The following is a 21,634-nucleotide window of genomic DNA, read 5'->3' on the forward strand; positions in this document are numbered from 1 at the left end:
CCGTGTGCGGCCACGGTGGTCAGATTAGGAGACCTTCGGCGCAGAAACGAGGGTGTTTCCCGGATCTGTGGATAAGCAGGTAATTCCGCTCCCTGCACCCGCCGGCGAACGGGGACCGTTGTAGGCATCTGAGCCCGGCCCTAGCCTTGTATCACCCGCTGAGCTTCGGTGAGGGAAGGAAGTCCCGCTGAGATGTACGCCGTCGATATTCTGCTGCCCTATTACGGTGATGTGGACCTGATGAAGGCCGCGGCCCGCAGCGTGTTTGCGCAGACCCGCAAGGACTGGCACCTGACCGTCCTGGACGATGCCTACCCGGACCCCGAACCGAGGCGCTGGTTCGAGTCGTTGGAAGATCCTCGCGTCACCTACCTGCGTAACAGCACCAACCTTGGAGCCAATGGAAACTACCGCAGGGCCCTGGAACTTGCCCAGGCCCCGGCCGTGGTGATCATGGGCGCCGATGACATCATGCTGCCGTCCTATCTTGAGCACGTCCTGGGCCTGCTCGCGGACTATCCGGAAGCGTCAGTGGTGCAGCCCGGAGTCGAGATCATCGATGGAACCGGGCAGCGCGCGAAAACCCTCACCGATGCGGTGAAGACCCTGACCGCTCCGTCCGGGCCGTATCCCGCAGTACTCGGCGGAGAGCCGATGGCCGCCAGTCTACTGAGGGCCGGCTGGCATTACTTCCCCGCCCTCGCCTGGCGCACGGAAGCGATTCTTCGATTCGGCTTTCGCCCGGAGTTCGACGTCGTCCAGGACCTCGCCCTCCTGATGGACATTGCTGCCGCCGGCGGATCCATCGTGGTGGACGGGCCGGTTTCGTTCCAGTATCGGCGCCATGCGGCGTCGGACTCTTCCGTGCGGGCAGCGGACGGACGCCGCTTCAACGAAGAGCGCAGCTACTTCCGGGAACAGGCCGGCCGGTTCCGGAAACAGGGCTGGCGACGAGCTGAACGTGCTGCGCGGCTGCACTGGACGTCCAGGCTTAATGCGCTCTCCGTGCTCCTGTCATCCCTGCGGCATCCCTCCCTGCACACGACGCGGACCATGGCCCGCCACGTGCTTGGCTGACCCCGCAGGGCTACCTACTATTCGCTTGGATAGTCCGGCGCGGAGGGCAGGCCGAAGTACTCCTCCAGCGCCGCGCCCGATTCATGCATTCCACCAGCTGTCTGCGTGCCCACAAAGCGCAGGTGCCACGGCTCGTAGGCATAACCGGTGACGGCGGAGGCTTCGGCGGGGTAGCGGATGATGAAACCGAAGCGGTGGGCATTTTCCGCTGCCCAGGCCCCCGCTGCTGTGTCTTCGAAACAGGCCTGCAGGGCGCAGCGCCCATCCGGTGAGCCGATGTCCACCGCCAGCCCGGTCTGGTGCTCGCTGTAACCGGGCCTGGCGGAGATCGTATCCGCCTGCGCCGGCCCGTACAGCGAGGTGTAGCCGCTGTACAGCTCCGACTGGTGGGAATAGGGGCGGTAGCCGCTGATGGCGAGGACGGCCACCCCCTCGGCGGCAGCAGCCTGCTTCAGGTCACTGAGCGCTTCGGCTGCCTCAGCGCGAAGGAGCTGACCATCAACGTCGGAAAGATCGTTGGGGGCATATTCCGCCGGGGCCAGCGGGCGCACCTTGTTCACTACGACGGCGACGCTGTCAGGGTCATCGATGTCCAGGCTCAGCGTGGTTCCTTCAGCGGGATGCCAGGAAATGGTTCCCCGCTGGAACGGCTGGGTGCACCCGCCGCCGTCGCAAGCCGGTGCCGCAACCGGGTAGCCCAGGGGACCCTTTTCATAGGATGAAGCGGCCCAGGCCTCGCGGATGGCACCCCAGGACGGCTGGGCCCCCGTGTCCGGGGTCCAGACAATGCCGCCGTGCTCGTAGTTGCGGTAACAGCCTCCGTCCCGCAGGCCACAGTTCTCCGCTCCCACCGGCTTGCCGATACCGCTGTCGGCTCCACCCAGCTGCGTGTAAGCATGGTCGATGGCGGTTACCTCACCGCCGCCCGTTTTCATGCCGGTGGCAGCCACGGCTGCGGGTGCTCCGGCCACCGCGAGTGCCAGGACACACATCAGGGCAGCGAGGACCGCGCGTGAAAACCGGTTCATGGCCCTCCCTGGCTTCTTTTGGGGACGCTCCGTCCCGCCGCTACGGAAAAGGAACGAATGAATCGTCACCTCAGGGTAGGAGACGGGTGCTGGGATGTCAGCCGTGACGGGTCCGCTACAGGCCATCGTCGTGCCTGGGCGCCGGCGAGGTCCCGCCGGGTTCAGTGAGCTGATCAGAAGGAGCACCTGGAGCGTTTGCGGCATCTTGGGCGTCAACGCGCGCTTTGAGCTTGTCCAGCGCGGCCCGCAGGATTGCTGCCTCTTCTGCCAGCGCCCGTGTCTCGTCCTCGACGACTGAGATCTCCAGGGACAGATGCAGGCAGACCCCCAGAACAAGGAAAATGGCCAGGGTAAAGAGGAGGTTGGAGGGAACGGCGAAACCCGCCAGGTCGGAGGCCCATCCCAACAGTTGCGGGAACCCGGCCAGGACAACGATCAGCAGGCCGACAAGGACCCACAGGACCGCGTATTTCTCCTTCAGTTTGCGCTGCCTCAACAGCAGGACCACCCAGCAAACCACTGCGAGGGCGAGGATGAAGGGCAAAAGAGTTGTGGTCATTTCGCGGTGCTCCGGTCGGTTCCCACGCTGGTTTTCTTGCGTGACATGGCAATAAGCAGGGCGAAGCCGCTGCGCCCCAGATAGATCGCAGCCTTGGCCGGGTTGTGACTGGGCTGACCGCCCTGGCGCGGGCGCATTTCCACCGGCACCTGGGTGACTGTCAGCCCCGAGCGGACAGCGACAACCAGGGAATCAATCGTGTCACCCAGATACTCCGCCGGATAGTGCTCACAGTACTGGTCGATGGCGCGCGCATTTCCGGCACGGAACCCGGAGGTGACGTCCGTCAGGCGGGTTTTTGCGATCTTGGAGATGGACCAGCCCAGAAATGACATGGCCCATTTACGCGGGCCGCGCACTTCATAGCTGCCCTTGTCTGCAAAGCGGGCGCCAATGGAAATGTCCGCATGCTCGAGCCCGTCAACAACGTTGATCAGGTCTTTGGGGTCATGCTGGCCATCCGCGTCCACCTGGATGACGCGCATATAACCATGGCGTTTGGCATATTTAAAGCCCGCCCGCATGGCTCCGCCCACACCGAGGTTGAACGGCAGGCGCAGCACGGTGGCACCGGCGGCCTCGGCAATGTTCGCCGTGTCATCTGCCGAACCGTCGTCAACGACAAGCACGTCGGCGTTGGGGACGGCGCCCAGGACTTCCGTCACTGTGTTGCCGACGGACTCTGACTCGTTCCAAGCCGGCATGATGACCAGGATTCGGTCTTCACCTGCCGGCACGAGGAGCCCGTCCATGGCGCTATCGTGCTTATTCTGCCCGCTCAGTGGTTCCAACTCCTAGTGCTGAAAGCGTGGTAATTCCCGCTGGGTTCCGGGAAATTCTTGGCGTCCCCTACTAAAGTATCTCAGGCCCGCAGCCGCCATGCATCGCGACGCCCCGCTGGAGCGTGCCGTTCGCGCACCGGCGGGAGCCGCTGCATCGCTGAGCGGACCCACTTGACTTCCGGTGCCCCAGCACCTGCAATGCCGGGATTCTCCGGGGCAAAGGCTAGAATTGGTCGCGGCCCTATGGCCACCGTCTACGCCCCGGAGGCTTTTACATGGACTGGCTGAGCGCCGCACCCGCACTGATGATCACTTTGTTGATCCTGGTCATCCCCGGAATTGCCGTGGGGCTGGTTCTTCGCATCCGAGCCTTTGACGCCCTGGCACTCGCGCCGTTGATCTCGGTTACCTTGATTAGTGTTTCCGCCATTGTAGCCTCCATCACCGGAGTCGGCTGGAACGTTGGAGTTCTCGCGGCAGCCACGATTGTGGCCCTGGTGATCGCCGGGCTTTTCCGAGTCGCGGAACAGCGGTTCCTCCCGCGGGCCCTCCCCCGCCAACACACGCCGTTCTCCCGGGAACTGCTTTATGCCGGAGCGGCCCTGATTGCGTTCCTGCTGATTGGCCGGCAAGTGGCCCGCGTCATCGGCGCTCCGGATAACTTCTCCCAGACATTCGACAACATTTTCCACTTGAACGCCGTGCGCTACGTGCTCGCGACTGCAGATGCGTCCTCCCTGACCCTGAGCTCCATGACGTCCGGCGGCGAAGCACCCACGTTTTACCCCGCTGCCTGGCACGGCCTGACAGCCCTGGTCATCCAGCTGTCCGGAGCACCCCTCACCGTGGGGGTCAGCGCTGTGAGTATTGCCATAGCTGCGGCGGTGTGGCCGCTGAGCATTCTCTTTGCGGTCCGTCAACTGGTTCGTCTTGTCCCCGCGGCGGTTCTGGGCGCCGGGGTTTTGGCCGGCAGCTTTGCCGCCTTCCCCCTTCTGCTGCTGGATTTTGGCGTCCTCTACCCCAACCTGCTGTCTCTGGCGATGGTCCCGGGCGGTTTGGCGCTGGGCGCCATCGTGCTGAAACAGGCGCCGGCCGCCGTGCTCGATGCGCCGCGCGCCTGGCTGCTGGCCGTGCTGACGCTGCCGGGCATTGCCATCGCCCATCCCAACGGCATCATGACACTGATCGCCCTGGCGCTGCCCGTCCTGGTCTCGGCCTATGTCTTCCGCATCCGGGACCTGGCTGTCTGCAAAGCCTCCCCCACCCGTTACATCCTTCCCACAGTTCTGTTTGCTGCCGCCTGGGGCGTCGTCATCCTGCTGTGGAACTTTGTGCGGCCCGCTCCCGAGGATGCGTTTTGGGGCAACGTGCAGACGGTGCCTCGTGCCGTCGGCGAGGCCCTGCTTCTGGGGCCCCTGGGGGCGCCCGCCGCGTGGGCGGTCAGCATCCTGGTGGTCCTGGGGATTGTTGCCTGCTTCCGGCAGCCGCGGCTGCTGTGGGTTGCGGGGGCGTTTGCAGTTGCCGTTGCCCTCTTTGCTGTCTCTTCCGGAACTCCGATCTCAGATGTCCGTATGTTCCTGACCGGCGTTTGGTACAACGACTCACAGCGGCTCGCTGCCGTACTGCCCCTGGCAGCCGCCCCGTTGGCTGTTCTGGGCCTGAACTTTGTGCTCAAGCCGATCATGGAGTTTGTTGTAGCCGCCGCCGGCCGCAGAAGGATGACAGGGCCTGCGGCCGCCGCCACCTCCGCGGTGCTCACGCTGGTACCGGCGCTGATCCTGTTTCCCCTGACCCAGGGCAACAGCATGGAGACGGAGATTGCCAAGGCCCGCGTCAATTACATCCCCACCGACGATGCAGCGCTGCTCACCAACGATGAACTGGAAATGATCGACGAGCTGGACGAGCTCACTCCCGACGACGCGGTCATCGCCGTGAATCCCTGGACCGGTGGTGCACTGGCCTATGCACTGGGTGATCGAGAGACGACCCACAAGCACATTTTCTCCACCAGTACTCCGGATCAGACGATCATCGATGCGAGCCTGAAGGATGCCGAAGATACTCCGGGCGTCTGCGATGCAGTGGCCGCTACGGGCGTGGGATACGTCCTGGACTTCGGTGACCGGGAGGTCCACGGCGGCGACCACCCGTATCCCGGACTGGACGGCTTGGAAACCGACGATGACTTTGTCCTGGTCAGCAGCGTGGGAGACGTGCGGCTGTATCGGTTTGTGGGCTGCTAACAGTCTGCGGGCTGTTAGCAGCCCGCAGCATTGAAGCCCTCGCGGAACAACGACGGCGGCCGTCCCGGTTTCGGGTGCGGCCGCCGTCGCGGTTTGAGGTGGGGGTGCCGGGCCCAGGCCTGTCAGCTGCCGAAGGCGTGCCGCAGCAGCACGGGTACGGCGCTGATGTTCCCCGTACGCAAAGCGCCGGGAACCAGAACCAGTGCATGTGCACGGGAGGTGAGGTGCAGAAGCGCTGCCCGCCGGGTGCGGCTCCATCCTTTGTCCCCGGAAAGCGCGGCCGCAAGCCGGAAGAAGCGGCGCTCCCCCTCGAAGCGGCTGCCGTCCACGAGTTCCAGGGAAGAGGCGCTGGAGCTGTGGCGCCGGTAGCAGAAGACCGTATCCGGCAGGACAAGCAGATCCTCGCCGTCCAGGACCAGGTCCAGGATCAGGGCCAGGTCCTGAATGACGGAGAAATCATCCCGGAAGTCATGAGTCTGGACCGCATCCCGTCGGAAGGCCAGGGACGGCCAGTACAGCCAGTTCCCGTGCATCAGCCCGGCGGTTAGCCGGTCGCCGTGCAGTGTCTTGACCGGCGGCGTCCGGGGGCGGAGCATTTTCTGCTTGACGCTGTCCGCAAGTGTGACCGACGCGTTTCCGTGCTCGTCCACCACCTGGACTCCGGGCTGGATGATACCCACCCGGGGAGCGGCGCGGTGGGCGGCCATGACGGTGTCCACGTAGCCCGGCAGCAGGAAGTCGTCGCAGCCCATGACGATCAGCCGCGGCTCAGTGGCCATTTGCACGCACCGGCGGAAGTTTTCCGTGATGCCGCAGTTTTCCTCATTGCGGATATACCGGATGCGCGGTTCGTCGGCCAGGCTGGCAAAGTACTCGTCCACCGCCCGGTCCGGATGCGCGTCGTTGACGACCGTCAGCTGCCAGTGCGGACTCGTTTGACCGCGGACGCTTTCCACCGCAGTCCGCAGGTAGCCGAGATCACCCCAGAACGGAATATAAATGCCCAGCACATCCGGCTCGGTACTCATGAATCTTCCCCCAGCCGCTGAAGGTAGCTCTCCAACCGCTTCACCGCCTCCGCGGGCACAAACCCCGTACCTTCAAGTTTGCCCAAATCCAGGGTGGAGAGCAGCGGACGCGGAGCCACGCCGTCCTTGCCCGCGAAGTACTCCGCGGTGGACACACCGGTCACGGACTCCGGCGCAGCACCGCAGAGCCGGAACACCTCACGCGCAATCTCCGCCCAGGAAACCGCCGGACCGGTGTTAGTCAGGTTGTACGTTCCGTACGGGGCACCGGTTTCCAGCAGGTGCCGGATGCCGGCGGCCAGGTCCTCGGCAAAGGTCAGGCGGCCTATTTGGTCATCGACCACCGACGGAGCGATTCCCCGCGCCGCCAGCGAGGCCATGGTTTTCACGAAGTTGCTGCCCTCCCCGATGACCCAGGAGGTGCGCACAATGTAGTGCGCGGGCACAGTGAAGACCGCGGCGTCGCCGGCGGCCTTGGACTGCCCGTACACGCCCAGCGGAGACACCGGCTCGCCCTCGACATGAACCTGAGCAGTACCGTCAAAAACGTAGTCAGAGGACACCTGCACCAGGGTCAGCCGGTGTTCCACGGCGGCGCGGGCCAGCCGGGCCGCGGCCTGAGCATTAATGGCCCAGGCCGCGGCCCTGCCTTCGGGAGTTTCTGCGGCATCCACGGCCGTGTAGGCGGCCGCGTTAATGACCGCCGTGTAGTCCTTCCAGTTCCGGTCGGCGAAGGACGCCGGATCGGTGAGGTCAAAGTCCGCGCGCGACGCGAACTCAACCCTCGGATCGCCGTCGTACTCCGCACGCAGTGCCTTGCCCAGCTGCCCGTCGGCGCCCAGGACCAGGATCTTCTTCGGCGCCATCGGCACCACGTCGCCCAGCCGCGGATGAGCCTTGTCCTTGTCCGAGAGTTCAGCCTGCTCCAGCGGAATCGGCCACCGGATTGCCGCGGTCTCATCGGCCAGGTTCAGGAACGTGTACTGCCCCTGGGCACCGGCGCTCCAGTGGTCATTGACCAGGTATGTGTACGCTGTGTTGTCTTCCAGGGTCTGGAAGGCGTTGCCCACCCCGCGGGGAATGAAGATGGCCGTATCCGGTCCCATCTCGGCCGTGAACACGGTGCCGAAGGACGGGCCCTCACGCAGGTCCACCCAGGCGCCGAAGATCCGGCCGGTGGCCACGGAAATGAACTTGTCCCACGGCTCGGCATGGATGCCGCGGGTGGTGCCGGCCTTTTCGTTGAAGGAAATGTTGTTCTGCACCGGTCCGAAGTCCGGCAGGCCCAGTGCCGACATTTTGGACCGCTGCCAATTTTCCTTGAACCAGCCCCGGTTATCCCCGTGGATCGGCAGGTCGTAGAGCACGACGCCGGGAATGGAGGTGGGCCGGGCGGCAAGGGGTTTGGAGAATTCCGGGGCCATGGCGCTACTGGCCCTGGACCTTGTACTTGGCTTCGGTGGCATCCTTCTGCGGCCGCCACCAGTCTTCGTTCGCCCGGTACCAGTCGATGGTGTCCTCAATGCCCTGGTCAAAGTTGGAGAACTGCGGTTCCCAGCCGAGTTCGGTGCGCAGCCGGGTGGAATCGATGGCATAGCGCATGTCATGCCCGGGCCGGTCAATGACCTGGTCATAGGCGTCAGCGGGCTGTCCCATGTGTTTGAGGATCAGTTCAACAACATCCTTGTTGTTCTTCTCTCCGTCGGCGCCGATCAAGTAGGTCTGTCCGATCTCGCCCCTCTCGATGATCCGCAGCACGGCCGAGGAATGGTCGTTGGCGTGGATCCAGTCCCGCACGTTTTCCCCGGCACCGTAGAGTTTGGGCCGCACGCCGTCGATCACGTTGGTGATCTGGCGGGGAATGAACTTCTCCACGTGCTGGTACGGGCCGTAGTTGTTCGAGCAGTTGCTGATCGTTGCCTTCAAGCCGAAGGACCGTACCCAGGCTCGCACCAAAAGATCCGAGCCGGCCTTTGTGGAGGAATAGGGGCTGGACGGGTTGTACGGGGTGGACTCGGTGAACCGGGCCGGATCATCCAGTTCCAGGTCGCCGTAAACCTCGTCGGTGGAAATGTGGTGGAAGCGGGTGCCGTGCTTGCGGGCGGCTTCGATCAGCGTGTAGGTGCCGATGATGTTGGTATCCAGGAACGGGCGCGGGTCATGCAGGGAGTTGTCGTTGTGGGACTCCGCAGCATAATGCACGACGACGTCCGCCTGGCCCACCAGCGGATTGACGAGGGCGGCGTCGCAGATATCGCCCTCCACCAGGGTAAACCGGGCCGGGTCCAGTCCCTGCAGGGAAGCGCGGTTCCCGGCATAGGTGAGCTTGTCCAGCACCGTTACCTTGGCACCGGTGTGCTCCAGAACATAGTGGACAAAGTTCGACCCAATAAACCCGGCTCCGCCGGTCACCAGAAGTTTCTGCATGATTTAACCCTACCCGCCCGTCAGGGCGCTGTTGTCCGGGCCTGAACGGGCTCGTTGCCCGTCGGTTCAGGAGGCCGGTGTGCTTCGTTGAGTGCCGCCGGTTGCCGAAGCCGACGGCGATGAGCGGATGATGACAAGCAAATGCACCGCAATGCCGCACAGGGGTCCGGCAGCAAGGCTGATGATCGTGCGTGTCTCGATATCCAGCGGCAGCCACAGCATGGCAAAAGACACCAGGCAGGCGGTAATCCATCCCAGTGAATAGGCGCGGTGCCGGTTGGAGGCTATGGTCAGTGCCCCGGTCAGGGTCAGCAGCGCCAAGAATCCGGCGTCGAATGTCAGGGCCGCCAGCACGGCTCCGGACATGTTGTAATGATCGCCGAAGAAGGCCACCATGAGCCAGGGGCCAAGAAGCCAGGCTGCAGCGGCCCCCAACGCGGCTACCCCGATCACCAGCCCAAAAATCGGAGCGACAGCCTTCAGCCCCTCCGAACGCCGGGACATGAAATGCGTAATGGCTACGCCCTGGTAGGCCTGCAGCGGGATCATCAGCGGGGCCCGGGTCAGTGACAGTGCCATTAGGAGGGCAGCCGATTCCAAGTAGACCGCGTCGGAAGTGGTCAGGCGCAGCAGGACGGGGAATCCAACCACCAGGGAGGCGCTGGCTGCTGCGGCCATGCAGGCATGCCACACGGTCCGCAGGTACGGCCGCAGCCCTGTATCGGCCCGAAAGAGGAAGGCCCGGCGGCTTTGGGGCGACAGCAGCATGAAGAGCAGCCAGGCAGCGGTGCCCGCTGCCGTTGCCCAGGCCAGGCCTGCCACCGTTGCGCCGATGAGCACCACCGCTACCAGGACGGCGAGGCGGACCGCGGACTCGGAGGCAATCAGCCGCGAATAGGTACCCCAGCGCCCGATCCCGCCGAACTGGCCCATCATGACCGCGTGGCCAGCATAGAAGACCGCAGTCACGCAGACCACCGGCACCAGCGCGGACGCGTAAGAGCCGAAAATGGGCGGCGCCCACAGCGGCGACGCTGCCGCCAGCAGAACACCTGTGGCCAGTCCCACGGCCAGGGCAACCCATCCCATGCGCGGCCGACGTCCGGCCCCGGGCGTACCTGCGTCTGCGGGAGCGGAGGCCTCAAGGCTGCGCGAGGTCCTGGCTGCACGGGTGGTCTCAACGGCGATGCCGCCCAGCACCCCGATGACCAGGAACACCACGGACCAGAAGGTGAGGAACGCCGCGTTGTCCTGTTTGTCCAGCGTTCGTGCCGCCACCACAATCACTATGTAGCCCACGGCAGCGGAGGCCAGCGAGGCGGCTCCCACACCGGCGGCCGACGCCTGCCCCATGCCTTTTTCGGGTGCTTCCGTCCCGGAAACCTTCTCCGGTTTACCTAACTTGAACCTAATTGCTTTTCACCTCGTATCGGCGGCACCTTCCGGCCCGGGTTGGGACGGAGGCAACTATGCGCAGGAGCCCGGCCCGGAATGCCGCCGCGGACACCAAACTCCCACCGGTCAACCTTACCGGAGCCGCACCCCGGGCACACTGCGCCCGGCGCCTCCCCGGCTCACGAAACACCGGCGCCGGGCGGCGTCGTACAATTTTGCGCGCGCCAAGGGCTGGGAGAAGATGAAGGCATGCGCGGAATAATACTGGCGGGCGGCACGGGATCCCGGCTGCACCCCATCACTCACGGCATCAGCAAGCAGCTTGTTCCCGTCTATGACAAACCCATGATCTACTACCCGCTTTCCACTCTGATCCTCAGCGGCATCCGCGACATCCTCATCATCACCACCCCGTATGACGCCGACCAGTTCCAACGGCTGCTCGGGGACGGCAGCCAGTTCGGCGTGAACATCACGTACGCCCAGCAGGCCTCCCCCGACGGGCTGGCCCAGGCGTTCATCCTGGGCGAGGAACACATTGGCAGCGAGTCAGTAGCCCTGGTTCTTGGCGACAACATCTTCTACGGCCATGGGATGGGCACCCAGCTCCGCCGGTTCGAGAACGTGGACGGCGGCGCCATCTTTGGCTACTGGGTCCAGGACCCCAGCGCATACGGCGTGGTGGAATTCGACGAAGCCGGCAAGGCACTCTCCCTGGAGGAGAAGCCTGCACATCCTAAGAGCAACTATGCCGTTCCCGGCCTTTACTTCTATGACAACGACGTCGTGGAGATCGCCAAGGCACTCAAGCCCTCCCCCCGCGGGGAACTGGAAATCACCGATGTCAACAGGTTCTATCTGGAACGCGGCAAGCTGCGCGTGGACATCCTCCCCCGCGGAACGGCGTGGCTGGACACCGGCACGTTCGATTCGCTCAATGATGCCTCCAACTTCATCCGCACGGTGGAGAGCCGGCAGGGCCTGAAGATCGGCTCTCCGGAGGAGGTCGCCTGGAGGCTGGGGTTCCTCTCCGACGACGACCTGCGCAAGCGGGCGGAGCCACTGGTCAAGAGCGGCTACGGAGACTATCTGCTCTCGCTGCTCGAGTCCGGGAAGAAGTAGGGCGACGTAAGGCTCAGACAGGTAGTCAGCAAAAAAAGGCGGACCCCGCGGGGTCCGCCCTTTTTTGCACCTTACGGGTGCCCGCGCCCTTCCGGCCGCTAGCCCTCGCCGCGCAGACGGGCGACGACGTCGATCACCGGTCCGTCCATGACCACCTGGCCGTGCTCAAGCAGTACCCCGCGCTCACAGATCTTGGACACCAGGTCCAGGTCATGGCTAACGACGACAAGGGTTTTACCTTCCTCGGCAAGCTCGCGGATCTTGGCAAGGCACTTCTTCTGGAACGGTTCGTCCCCCACGGCGAGGATCTCATCGACAAGGAAGACCTCGGGATTGGTGTGCACCGCCACCGAGAATGCCAGCCGGAGGTACATTCCCGAGGAATAGAACTTCACCTCCGTGTCGATGAACTGGCCGATCTCAGAGAACTCAACAATGGAGTCGAACTTCTCGTCGATCTCATCCTCGGTCATGCCCAGGATGGCACCGTTCAGGTAGACGTTGTCCCGGCCGCTGAGGTCGTGATGGAAGCCTGCCCCCACCTCAATCAGCCCGGCTACCCGCCCTCTGGTTCCCACAGTTCCGGAATCGGGGCGCATAACGCCGGAGATGTGTTTGAGCAGCGTGGACTTACCGGAACCGTTCAGGCCCAGCAGTGCAACCGTCTCGCCCTGCTCAATGTCGAGGCTGACGCCCTTGAGAGCATGGAACTTCTCGGATAGGTCGCCCTTGCGGCCTTTGACCAGCCAGACAAACGCTTCTTTCATAGAGCGCGTGTGCCGCAGGACAAACTGCTTGTTGATATTGCGTACTTCAATGGCATTTGCCACGGTTCACAGCTCCTGCGCGAAACGGCCTTCAAGGCGACGGAAGACGAGCTGGCCGAGCAGCAGTACAGCTGCAGAAATGGCCAGACCGACGGGAATCCACAGGGACAGCAGGTGCGGCGGAATTGCCTCGGCGCCGTCCGTCGTGGGAAGCCAGAACGCATAGTGGAACGTTTCCACACCCACGGTAATCGGGTTGAGCTGGTAGAGATTGAAGAACGTCTCCCCCATCTTCTCCCGGACCATGATCCAGGAATACAGCACCGGCGATGCCCAGGTGGCAATCATCAGCAGCATGTCCACGAGATTCTCTGCATCGCGGAAGTAAACATTTACCGCCCCGAAAAGCAGTCCGAGTCCCGTGGCCAGCAGTGTCACAATCAGGAACCCGGCCGCGGCCGCTGCCAATTGAAGCAGCGAGGGACGCCAGCCGTTGAACAGGCAGGCCACCACCAGAATGAGGATCTGCGGCACAAAGTGCACACCCGAGACCCACACCGAAGCCATCGGGAAAAGCTGCCGAGGCAGGTAGATCTTCTTGATCAGCCCGCCGTTGCCCACGATGGAGCGTGAGGCATTCCCCAGCGCTTCCGTGAAGAAGTTGATCAGGACAATTCCGGAGAACAGGTAGATCGCGTAGTTCGGCAGCCCGCCGGGATTGCGGTCACTCCGTTCCAGTCCCAGAAAGACGCCAAGGGCGATGTAGAAGACAATGAACTGCACACCCGGCTTCACATAGGACCACAGCAGTCCCAGCACCGAGCCCCGGTAACGGACCTTCAGCTCCTTGGAAACTAGCAGCTTGAGCAGGAAGCGGGACCGGAAGATATCCGCCAGTCCTGCTCCCCGCCCCGGAGTTTCGAGCGCGTCGGTGGACAAGCTTACTTACTCTCTTCCGAGTGCTTTTCGAAGGTCGCTTTCCAGGCCTCCATGGACGTGATCTCCGGAAGCGCCTTACGGTACTTCTGGCTCAGCTTGTGCCAGTCCTTCAGGATTTCCGCGTTGAGGCGCGCGCCTTCCGATAACAAGGCACGAAGCTTCTTTGGATCCCGCTGGTACCAGGAGGCTGCGGTGCCGTCTGCGTTCGTGACCACGGCACTGTCGTACTGGGACATGCGCCACCACCGGTTGTCGATATGGGCAACACGGGCCTGTGGACGCTCTATGCTGGACTTCGCCACGGGCTTGGTCAGCTGGCGGACAATGGTCTTAGCTGCCCACGGTACGAGTGTGACGTAGGAGGGGGCCTTGAAACCCTGTCCGTGACGCGGCGGCTTAACCATGCCAGGACGGGGGAACGCCTCCGGGTCGGCCTCGAACTGCGCTTCAGAGTACTCATTGCGCATCGCCTGGATGGCCGGCAGACGGCTAGGCAGGATGTCGTGGAGGTGCTCCGGACCTGCAATCAAATCCTTCAGCGCCATGACACGCCCCTGCGCCGTGAAGTACTGCATGGAGATCAGGTGCTTGATGTCAATGAAGCTGCCCTCGCGCACCACCCGTCCGCCACGCGGATAAGGGCTGTGCAGCAGGGCGGTGATGATGCGGTTCCGGCTGTGGAAATACGCCTGCCAGTCGACGGCGTCGTCCTTGTCTGCCCAGGTGATGTGCCAGACGGCGGCACCGGGCAGGGACACCGTGTTGTAGCCGGCAGCCTTCGCCCGCAAGCCGTATTCGGCATCGTCCCACTTGATGAACACCGGCAGGGAAAGCCCAATGTTGCGGATGACCTCGGTGGGGATCATGCACATCCACCAGCCGTTGTAGTCGACGTCGACCCGGCGGTGCATCCAGGAAGTGGTGCGCAGGTTGGTGCGCGCGAAGTCGTGGCCGAGCACCTGTTCCTTGAAGGGGTGGTCCGGCTGGAAGCGGAAAACATTCACGGTCTCGCCGAAGGTATGCAGGACCGAGCGGTTGTAAAGGTCGAACATGTGCGCACCGACGATGGTGGGCGTTTTGCAGTGGTCGGCAAAAGTCAGCATCCTGGTGATGCTCTCCGGCTCCATGACAATGTCGTCATCCAGCAGCAGCACATAATCGCTGCCGTTTTCCACCGCTTCATACATGCCCCGGGCAAAGCCGCCGGAACCGCCCAGGTTGCCCTGGTGGATCATCCGAAGCTTGCCGCCAAGCGCCGCTTCCGCTTCCGCGAAGCCCTCGGCGTCGACCAGCTTCTTGGTTCCCTGGTCAACGATCAGCACCTCGGAGACGTTTTCCAGTGCCTCGGGGTTGTCCGCCAAAATCTGAAGGTTGTTCAGGCAGAATTCGTTCTTGTTCAGCGTGGTAATTTCCAGCGTGATGGAGCCCGGCTTCTTCGCCTCTCCCGCAGCAAGCCAATTGGCTTCGACCAGTGCCATGGAGTCGGCACCCGCCACCAGGTCAAACCAGTACCAGCCGCCGTCGCCAAAGGGCTTGAGCGTCAGGTCAAAGTTGGAGACCGTGTCGCCGTCCACCCGCCGGGTCTCGACGTGCTGCAGCGATCCGCGGGCGTTGGACTTGTAGACGCTGACAGCGCCGGCACCCTTGGTTTCCACGTGCAGACGGACACTCTCAACGGTGGTCCAGCGGCGCCAATAGCTTGCCGGGAACGCGTTGAAGTAGGTGCCGAAGGACAGCCGCTGCCCGGGCCGGGCAATGGTACCGGTGCGGGAGAGGAAGTCCTCAACGTGCACTTCGCCGCCCGACGCAGACGCCTCAGTGCTCTGCGTCTTCGTGGACTTCATCATGGAACCGTCCATGGTGTTGAACTGCGCACCCATGGCGGAACCGCTGTCGACGTACAGCAGAGCCGTATCCATCTGGCTGCGGTCCGGGAAAATAATCCGCTGCAGCGTATGCCACTGCTTCGTTTCCCCGGTAGTGCCCTGCTTCTCTTCAGTCTTCAGCTGGCTCACGCGTCAACTCCTCCGCTTTCGAGCTTTGCCCCGCCGGTGAAGTGGGGCTTGATCTTATTGTCGTACATCGACAATGCCGATCCGATCGCCATGTGCATGTCCAGATACTTGTAGGTGCCCAGACGGCCGCCGAAGAGGACTTCCTTTTCGCCCTTCGCAAGGTCGCGGTAGGCCAGGAGCTTGGCCCGGTCCTCCGCCGTGTTGACGGGGTAGTACGGCTCATCGCCCTTTTCCGCGAACCGGGAGTACTCACGCATGATGACCGTGGCGTCCTTGGTGTATTCGCGCTCCGGGTGGAAGTGACGGAACTCATGAATCCGGGTGTAGGGAACATCCTCATCCGGGTAATTCATGACCGAGGTGCCCTGGAAGTCCTCTATGGGCAGGACCTCTTCTTCGAGGTCGATGGTCCGCCAGGAGAGGTCTCCCTCGGCGTAGTCAAAGTAACGATCCACGGCACCGGTATAGACGACGGGCACCTGGCCCCGGGTAGCGTCGCGGGAGAACTCATGACCGTCGTCGAAGAAATCGGTCTTCAGATGCACCTGGATATTGGGGTGGTCTGCCATCCGCTCAATCCAGGCGGTGTAGCCGTCTACGGGCAGACCTTCGTACTTGTCGTTGAAGTACCGGTTGTCGTAGTTGTACCGCACCGGGAGGCGGCTGATGATCTCGGCAGGAAGGTCCTTGGGATCGGTCTGCCACTGCTTGCCGGTGTAATGCTTGATAAACGCTTCATACAGCGGGCGGCCGATCAGCTGGATACCCTTGTCATTGAGGTTGGCCGGATCAGTTCCGGCAAGCTCGCCCGCCTGCTCCTGGATCATGGCCTTCGCTTCGGCCGGGCCCATGGAGGATCGGAAGAACTGGTTGATCGTACCCAGGTTGATGGGCATGGAGTACACCTCGCCCTTGTGGCTGGTGTAGACCTTGTGAACGTAGTTGGTGAACTCAGTGAACCGGTTGACGTACTCCCAGACGCGCTCATTGGAAGTGTGGAAGAGATGCGCTCCGTACCGGTGCACCTCAATGCCGGTCTGCGCTTCCTTTTCGCTGTAGGCGTTGCCGCCAATGTGGTGGCGGCGATCCAGGACAGCGACCTTCAGGCCCAGTTCCTTTGCAGCGCGCTCGGCTACGGTCAGACCGAAAAAGCCCGATCCGACGACGACGAGGTCAACGTTCACTTGTTTCTCCTGTTTGTTACGGTACGGCCTATGCGGGCACGGACCCGACGGTCTAGGTTATCCGAGAATCGGCACACCGGCACTTTTTCGCAACACGGCTCACCTGCTACCAGTTCACGGCTGCGTGGAAGCGGCGCTCGAATTCGTCAATCATTGAGGCGGTATAGGTGGTCGTGAGGTGGTTGTCGTCCATGTAGACGTAGACGTTGCCAACGGTCGGCACGCAGGTGCCGTCCGGGCAGATGAGGTCCGTCATGTCCATCAGCTCAACTCCCGGGAGGGCCGCGAAGTAGGAGGCCACCATTATGGGATCCGAGAGTTTCCCGCTCACATCGGCGCTGCACTCTTCGGACTGGGGGCCATTGGACTCGGCACACCGGATCATGTCGAACTCATACCGCGGATTGTCCCGGACGCCCACCACCGGGATTCCCGCCTGCCGCAGCGTCTCCGACGCCTCCGGGAGCCCGTCAACCGGACGGTCTGCGGGTTCCACCGGATGGGCGGCCGTTACCACTGTAAAGACGGCATCGGGTTGCAGCTCCAGGGCGTAGTCCAGCGCTGCCTGGTTGAAATCGTTGCAGCCGGCCTCTCGGCCGTCGGAGTAGCCGCCAAAGGAACAGCCGCCCAGCAGCAGGGAAACCACTTGGTAGTTGTTCTGCTTTGCCAGCGGTTCCAGCGCCCCCAGCCACTGTTCCGCGTGGGAGTCGCCGAGGACCAGAATGGTTTTCTCTGGTTCCGCCGGCGGTACCGAGGCCATGCAGGACTGTTCCAGCAGGGAATCTGTCGGTTGCGTGTCCAGGTTCGAGCAATCTGATTCCAGGGTGCCCCATTCCTTGCCCAGCGAGCTCAGGGTGGGGATCAACTGCGCGCCCGGACTGCTGAAGTCCTGGTAATCGGCCAGTAGTACCCGCGCCCCCGGGTTTTCCCTGAGTGCCTCGGCTGCCAGCTTCTCAGCCTGCACCTTCAGCCCCTGTTGCCAGCCGGCAACCGGAGCCGCCACGGCGGCGATGCACAGGACAATCACCAAAGCAGCGCGCCGCGAGTTGCGGTTGATCCACACGGAGGAGCGCAGCGGCCGCTCCACCAGTTTGGTGGTCAGGTAGGCCAAGACCAGTGACAGTGCAATGATGGCGGTTCCGCCAACCGGTCCCACTTCCTGGCGGTCCCGCCAGATCAGGTAAATCACCAGCACGGGCCAGTGCCACAGGTACAGGGCATAGGAAATGTCGCCCAGCCGCATCAGCGGTTTCCAGGACAGCAGGCGGTCCGCCCCGAACCGGCTTCCTGTCTGTCCGGCAATAATCACCAGCGACGCCGCCACCAACGGCCAGAGTGCTACGTAGCCGGGGAACTGGCCCTGTACATCCAGCAGGAATCCCACACTCAGCATGGCTGCCAAGCCCAGCCATCCGGCCACAACCCTGAGGCTTCGGGGAAGCTTCAGATACGGCAGTGCAAGGGCAAGCAAGGTGCCCAAGGCAAATTCCCACAGCCTGGTGCGGGTGTCGAAGTACGCGTGCGCCTGGTTTCCATAGGTTTCGATGACGGAAAAGCCCAGAGAGACGGCAAAGACCGCGCCAAAAACAACCAGCACCACCTTGCGGAAGCGGACCCGGAGGGCCTTCGCCAAAAGTGCCGACGCCGCCAGCAGCAGCGGCCAGAGAATGAAGACCTGGCCCTGGATGGACAGTGACCAGAAGTGCTGCAGCGGGCTTGCGGTGCTGTGGTCCCCGGCGTAGTAGTCCACTGATTCAGCGGCCAGCAGCCAGTTCTGGAAGTAGAGGAGGGAAGCCCAGCTCTGCGACAGGATTTCAGACCATCGGCTCTGGGGAACAAACAGCGCCGTTGCCGTCAATGTCCCGATCAGAACCACGACCACCGGAGGCAGTAGCCGCTTGAACTGGTGCAGCCAGTAACGGCTCAGTTCAAGGGCGCGTCCGCCCTCCACCTTGCGAATGAAGGAGAGTGTCAGAAGGAACGCGGAGATCAGGAGGAAGACGTCCACCCCGCCCGAAACACGCCCAAACCAGATGTGATAGGTGACAACCATCAGCACGGCAAGGGCCCTCAGGCCTTGCACCTCGGGCCGGTAAGTGGGTTTTCCTCCCGACGCTATGGTGGTGTCAGCGGAGACCGGTTGGGCTTCCGTTTCAAGCTTCGACACAAAGACCTCTCGTCGGTACAGGCAATTCAGCCATAGACTTTACCCCTCGAACATGGGGGCGTCCGGTCACTACCGTCGACGCGGCACGTTCTTTGGGCCCCGATGTCACCCATTCTAAGGCGATTCCCCATCCGGCCTGAAAGCCACGCCCGGGTCTCTTGGCCGCCACTACCTGCGTGTTTTGGCCCGTTCGGAAACGCACGACGCCGGGCAGGAGCTGCGCTGCGGGGCTGACCGCGGGGTTGGGCTCGCTGTGGCCGATTACACTGCCGGTCAGGACCCGTCACAAGGCCTTTGGCTCACCGGAGACCCTGTTAGTGTGCTGAACCACCGGCTTGCTGAACAACAGCAGCAGTACAGCAGCGGGTGGCAGCAGCAGGAACAGCCCGGCAACAATAACCCCGCCCTGCAGCGTCGGAACGGCAATAACGATGGCGAACAGCTGGAAGACCAGCACCCCGGCCCGGGTCCAGCGGAAGCCGCGGAAGAAGAAGTGACCGAGGATCAGCAGCCATACGCCGGCGGCGGCGAGCAGGACCGTGGTAAACACTGCACCGCCCATTGATGCTGGGGTCGCGGTAAAAAGGTTGTAAACAAACCAGCCCGCCAGCACCAGAAGGGCGGCAGCTTCCAGAATGAGTACGGCGGAAATGGCGATGACTGCCGGTGGAACGGATGCCGGGCGACCGGCCTGCGGCTGCGGATTCTGAGGTCTTGACACACTGGCACACTACCGGACATAGTCAGAGAGCGTCCGGGCTGACGGCTCAAAGGTAAAGCCTTGTAGTGGCTGCGTCCGTTCACTATCTGCCTGTAGGTGACACATCATCTGCCTGTATGTGACACATCGCTGTGATGCATCCCTCATGGTTTCGGGCTGATTGGGAGCTCATTAACCCTTGTTTGCGTTTCCTTTACATGGAATCCTAGTAACTGGGGAAATTTGGGGCCGGAGCTGGCCCCTTTCGTTTGCAGTTGCTCGTGAATGTTTTCACAAACACGTGGGAGTCAACTATTTTGAGGAGATTGTGATTAGCATGGATTGGCGGAGCCGCGCAGCATGTCTGGACAAAGATCCGGAGCTGTTCTTCCCTGTGGGCAACACCGGCCCGGCTCTTCTTCAGATTGAAGAGGCCAAGAGTGTGTGCCGCCGATGCCCGGTAATGGATACCTGCCTTCAGTGGGCTATCGAAACCGGCCAGGACGCAGGCGTCTGGGGCGGCATGAGCGAAGACGAGCGCCGCGCCCTGAAGCGCCGTGCCGCACGCGCACGACGCGCGTCCTAATTAGTCGTATGTGACGGGATGTAGTCCCAGGAGACTTCACAGTCCCAAAAGACTTTGCAGTCCCAGAAGACTTCAGAAGGGCCGCTGCCCAGAGCAGCGGCCCTTCCTGTCTTAACCCTGTTTAGCTTCTGCGGGATTCGTTGTCCAAACCCATTTCGATCCGGACTTCGGTCCCGCCGCCCGGCCTTGAGGACCACTCGATGGTGCCGTCCAGCTCGCTCTGCACCAGGGTGCGGACAATCTGCAGTCCCAGACCCTCTCGGCGCGGCCCCGGCGGCAGCCCGGCACCGTCGTCGGCCACTGTGACCGTGAGGATTTCCTCCGCGTAGGCGCCCCGCTGCCGTGCGGCGCTGAGCCACACCGTTCCCTTGCGGTCGGAGAGCCCGTGCTCGACGGCGTTGGTCACCAACTCGTTGATCACCAGTGCCAGCGGAGTCGCAAAATCACTGGGAAGCTCTCCGAAAGAGCCCTCCTTCTCCGTGCTCACCTGCTGCGTTGGAGAAGCCACCTCGGCCGCCAGCCGGAACTGCCGGTCGATGAGCTCGTCAAAGTTCACGTTCTGCGTGAGCCCCTGGGACAGTGTCTCGTGGACCAGCGCAATGGTGGCCACCCGCCGCATGGCCTGCGCAAGCCCCTGTTTGCCCTCTTCGCTCTCCATCCGCCTCGACTGCATCCGCAGCAGCGCTGCCACCGTCTGTAGATTGTTCTTCACCCGGTGGTGGATCTCACGGATCGTGGCGTCCTTAGATACCAGCTCCATCTCCCGGCGGCGCAGCTCGGAGACATCCCGGCACAGCACCAGGGCACCGAACCGTTCCTTCTCGTCACGCAGCGGGATGGCCCGCAGGGACAGGCTAACGCCACGGGATTCAATCTCCGTGCGCCATGGCATGCGCCCGGTCACCACCAGCGGCAGTGTTTCGTCCACCATGCGGCGGTCCTTGAGCAGTGCGGTGGTGATTTCAGCCAGCGCACGCCCTTCCAAGCTCTCCATCTCCCCCAGCCGGCGGAAGGCGGAAACGCCATTGGGTGAGGCATACTGCACGACGCCGTCGGCATCCATCCGGATTAATCCGTCACCGACACGCGGCGCACCCCGCCGGGAACCCGTGGGCGTAGCGAAATCCGGCCACAGGCCCAGGGTTCCCATCCGCAACAGGTCGTAGGCACATTGCCGGTAGGTCAGTTCCAGCCGGGACGGCATGCGGGAAGAGGACAGATCCATGTGGCTGGTGACCACTGCCAGGGTCCGTCCGTTGCGGACAAAGGGGATGGCCTCCACCCGCATGGCCGTCTCAGCAGTCCAGTTCGTTTCGGCGGAGCGCTCGATGACCTGGCTGGACCAGGCACTGTCTACCAGCGGCTGGAGATCGGCACGGATCCGCTCCCCGACGAAGTCACTGTGGAACACAGTGTGCGACGTCGAGGGGCGGGCGTGTGCCAAAGCCACGTAGCTGCCGTCCGGCAGCGGAAACCAGAGCGCCAGGTCAGCGAACGCCAGGTCGGCGACCAGTTGCCAGTCGCCGACCAAAAGGTGCAGCCATTCCGCGTCCCCCGGTCCAAAATCGGCATGGTCCTTGATGGGATCGGTAAATATGGCCACAGTCTCTTC

General features: G+C 63.1%; 17 protein-coding genes and 1 pseudogene. 4 read left to right on the plus strand and 14 right to left on the minus strand.

The genetic code is table 11. The features are described 5' to 3' along the window. Positions 1 to 192 precede the first annotated feature (192 nt). Complete coding sequence (locus ABIB35_RS13510) at positions 193 to 1,077, plus strand: glycosyltransferase family 2 protein (RefSeq protein WP_354182190.1); 885 nt, start codon at positions 193 to 195, stop codon at positions 1,075 to 1,077. Between the two features lie 17 nt (positions 1,078 to 1,094). Here the strand turns inward: ABIB35_RS13510 and ABIB35_RS13515 are convergent, their stop codons facing one another. The 3 genes from ABIB35_RS13515 to ABIB35_RS13525 all read right to left on the minus strand — a co-directional run bounded on the left by ABIB35_RS13515 (position 1,095) and on the right by ABIB35_RS13525 (position 3,416). Next, positions 1,095 to 2,105, minus strand: coding sequence for a D-alanyl-D-alanine carboxypeptidase family protein (locus ABIB35_RS13515; protein WP_354182191.1), 1,011 nt, complete (start codon positions 2,103 to 2,105; stop codon positions 1,095 to 1,097). A gap of 115 nt (positions 2,106 to 2,220) precedes the next feature. Beyond that, positions 2,221 to 2,664, minus strand: a complete 444-nt coding sequence (locus tag ABIB35_RS13520) for a DUF2304 domain-containing protein (protein WP_354182193.1) — start codon at positions 2,662 to 2,664, stop codon at positions 2,221 to 2,223. Next, positions 2,661 to 3,416 carry a glycosyltransferase family 2 protein gene (locus tag ABIB35_RS13525; protein WP_354182195.1) on the minus strand — a complete coding sequence of 252 codons (756 nt, stop codon included), beginning with the start codon at positions 3,414 to 3,416 and terminating at the stop codon, positions 2,661 to 2,663. The genes ABIB35_RS13520 and ABIB35_RS13525 overlap by 4 nt, the downstream gene beginning before the upstream one ends. Before the next feature lie 305 nt (positions 3,417 to 3,721). Between ABIB35_RS13525 and ABIB35_RS13530 the strand changes: the two genes are divergently transcribed. Further along, a complete protein-coding gene (locus ABIB35_RS13530) occupies positions 3,722 to 5,692 on the plus strand; it encodes a DUF6541 family protein (RefSeq protein ID WP_354182197.1) in 1,971 nt (656 codons plus the stop codon). 122 nt (positions 5,693 to 5,814) lie between these two features. On the opposite strand, the gene ABIB35_RS13535 is transcribed toward ABIB35_RS13530, so the two are convergent. From ABIB35_RS13535 to ABIB35_RS13550, 4 genes are all read right to left on the minus strand, one after another. Beyond that, positions 5,815 to 6,720: a glycosyltransferase gene (locus ABIB35_RS13535; protein WP_354182199.1), complete on the minus strand. Its 906-nt coding sequence runs from the start codon at positions 6,718 to 6,720 to the stop codon at positions 5,815 to 5,817. Continuing rightward, positions 6,717 to 8,144, minus strand: a complete 1,428-nt coding sequence (locus tag ABIB35_RS13540; RefSeq protein ID WP_354182201.1) for a sugar nucleotide-binding protein — start codon at positions 8,142 to 8,144, stop codon at positions 6,717 to 6,719. Before ABIB35_RS13540 ends, ABIB35_RS13535 begins: the two co-directional genes overlap by 4 nt. 4 nt (positions 8,145 to 8,148) lie before the next feature. After that, complete coding sequence (rfbB, locus tag ABIB35_RS13545; protein WP_354182203.1) at positions 8,149 to 9,147, minus strand: dTDP-glucose 4,6-dehydratase; 999 nt, start codon at positions 9,145 to 9,147, stop codon at positions 8,149 to 8,151. 66 nt (positions 9,148 to 9,213) lie between these two features. Continuing rightward, entirely contained in the window at positions 9,214 to 10,500 is a 1,287-nt protein-coding gene (locus ABIB35_RS13550) for a hypothetical protein (RefSeq protein WP_354182205.1), read from the minus strand. Positions 10,501 to 10,791: 291 nt separating this feature from the next. Here ABIB35_RS13550 and rfbA point away from each other — a divergent pair, with 291 nt between their 5' ends. Further along, a complete protein-coding gene (gene rfbA / locus ABIB35_RS13555; protein WP_354182207.1) occupies positions 10,792 to 11,664 on the plus strand; it encodes a glucose-1-phosphate thymidylyltransferase RfbA in 873 nt (290 codons plus the stop codon). Positions 11,665 to 11,762: 98 nt separating this feature from the next. Here rfbA and ABIB35_RS13560 read toward each other — a convergent pair whose 3' ends face one another. The 6 genes and pseudogenes from ABIB35_RS13560 to ABIB35_RS13585 all read right to left on the minus strand — a co-directional run bounded on the left by ABIB35_RS13560 (position 11,763) and on the right by ABIB35_RS13585 (position 19,457). Continuing rightward, positions 11,763 to 12,494: an ABC transporter ATP-binding protein gene (locus ABIB35_RS13560; RefSeq protein ID WP_354182209.1), complete on the minus strand. Its 732-nt coding sequence runs from the start codon at positions 12,492 to 12,494 to the stop codon at positions 11,763 to 11,765. 3 nt (positions 12,495 to 12,497) lie between these two features. Beyond that, on the minus strand, positions 12,498 to 13,370 hold the full coding sequence (locus ABIB35_RS13565) for an ABC transporter permease (protein ID WP_354182211.1): 873 nt from the start codon (positions 13,368 to 13,370) through the stop codon (positions 12,498 to 12,500). A 2-nt stretch (positions 13,371 to 13,372) separates the two neighbouring features. Continuing rightward, on the minus strand, positions 13,373 to 15,289 hold the full coding sequence (locus tag ABIB35_RS13570; protein WP_354182246.1) for a glycosyltransferase: 1,917 nt from the start codon (positions 15,287 to 15,289) through the stop codon (positions 13,373 to 13,375). A gap of 92 nt (positions 15,290 to 15,381) precedes the next feature. Then, positions 15,382 to 16,581 (minus strand): annotated as a pseudogene (glf, locus tag ABIB35_RS13575) (UDP-galactopyranose mutase); the annotation flags it as partial. Positions 16,582 to 16,675: 94 nt separating this feature from the next. Next, a complete protein-coding gene (locus ABIB35_RS13580; RefSeq protein ID WP_354182213.1) occupies positions 16,676 to 18,736 on the minus strand; it encodes an acyltransferase family protein in 2,061 nt (686 codons plus the stop codon). 283 nt (positions 18,737 to 19,019) lie between these two features. After that, positions 19,020 to 19,457 (minus strand): hypothetical protein, encoded by a 438-nt coding sequence (locus ABIB35_RS13585; RefSeq protein WP_354182215.1) that lies wholly within the window; start codon positions 19,455 to 19,457, stop codon positions 19,020 to 19,022. Positions 19,458 to 19,773: 316 nt separating this feature from the next. Between ABIB35_RS13585 and ABIB35_RS13590 the strand changes: the two genes are divergently transcribed. Then, positions 19,774 to 20,022, plus strand: coding sequence for a WhiB family transcriptional regulator (locus ABIB35_RS13590; protein WP_104052537.1), 249 nt, complete (start codon positions 19,774 to 19,776; stop codon positions 20,020 to 20,022). A gap of 121 nt (positions 20,023 to 20,143) precedes the next feature. Here ABIB35_RS13590 and ABIB35_RS13595 read toward each other — a convergent pair whose 3' ends face one another. Then, positions 20,144 to 21,625, minus strand: coding sequence for a sensor histidine kinase (locus ABIB35_RS13595; protein ID WP_354182217.1), 1,482 nt, complete (start codon positions 21,623 to 21,625; stop codon positions 20,144 to 20,146). Positions 21,626 to 21,634: the final 9 nt, after the last annotated feature.

It is taken from the genome of Arthrobacter sp. UYP6 (assembly GCF_040547315.1).
Lineage (GTDB): Bacteria > Actinomycetota > Actinomycetes > Actinomycetales > Micrococcaceae > Arthrobacter_B.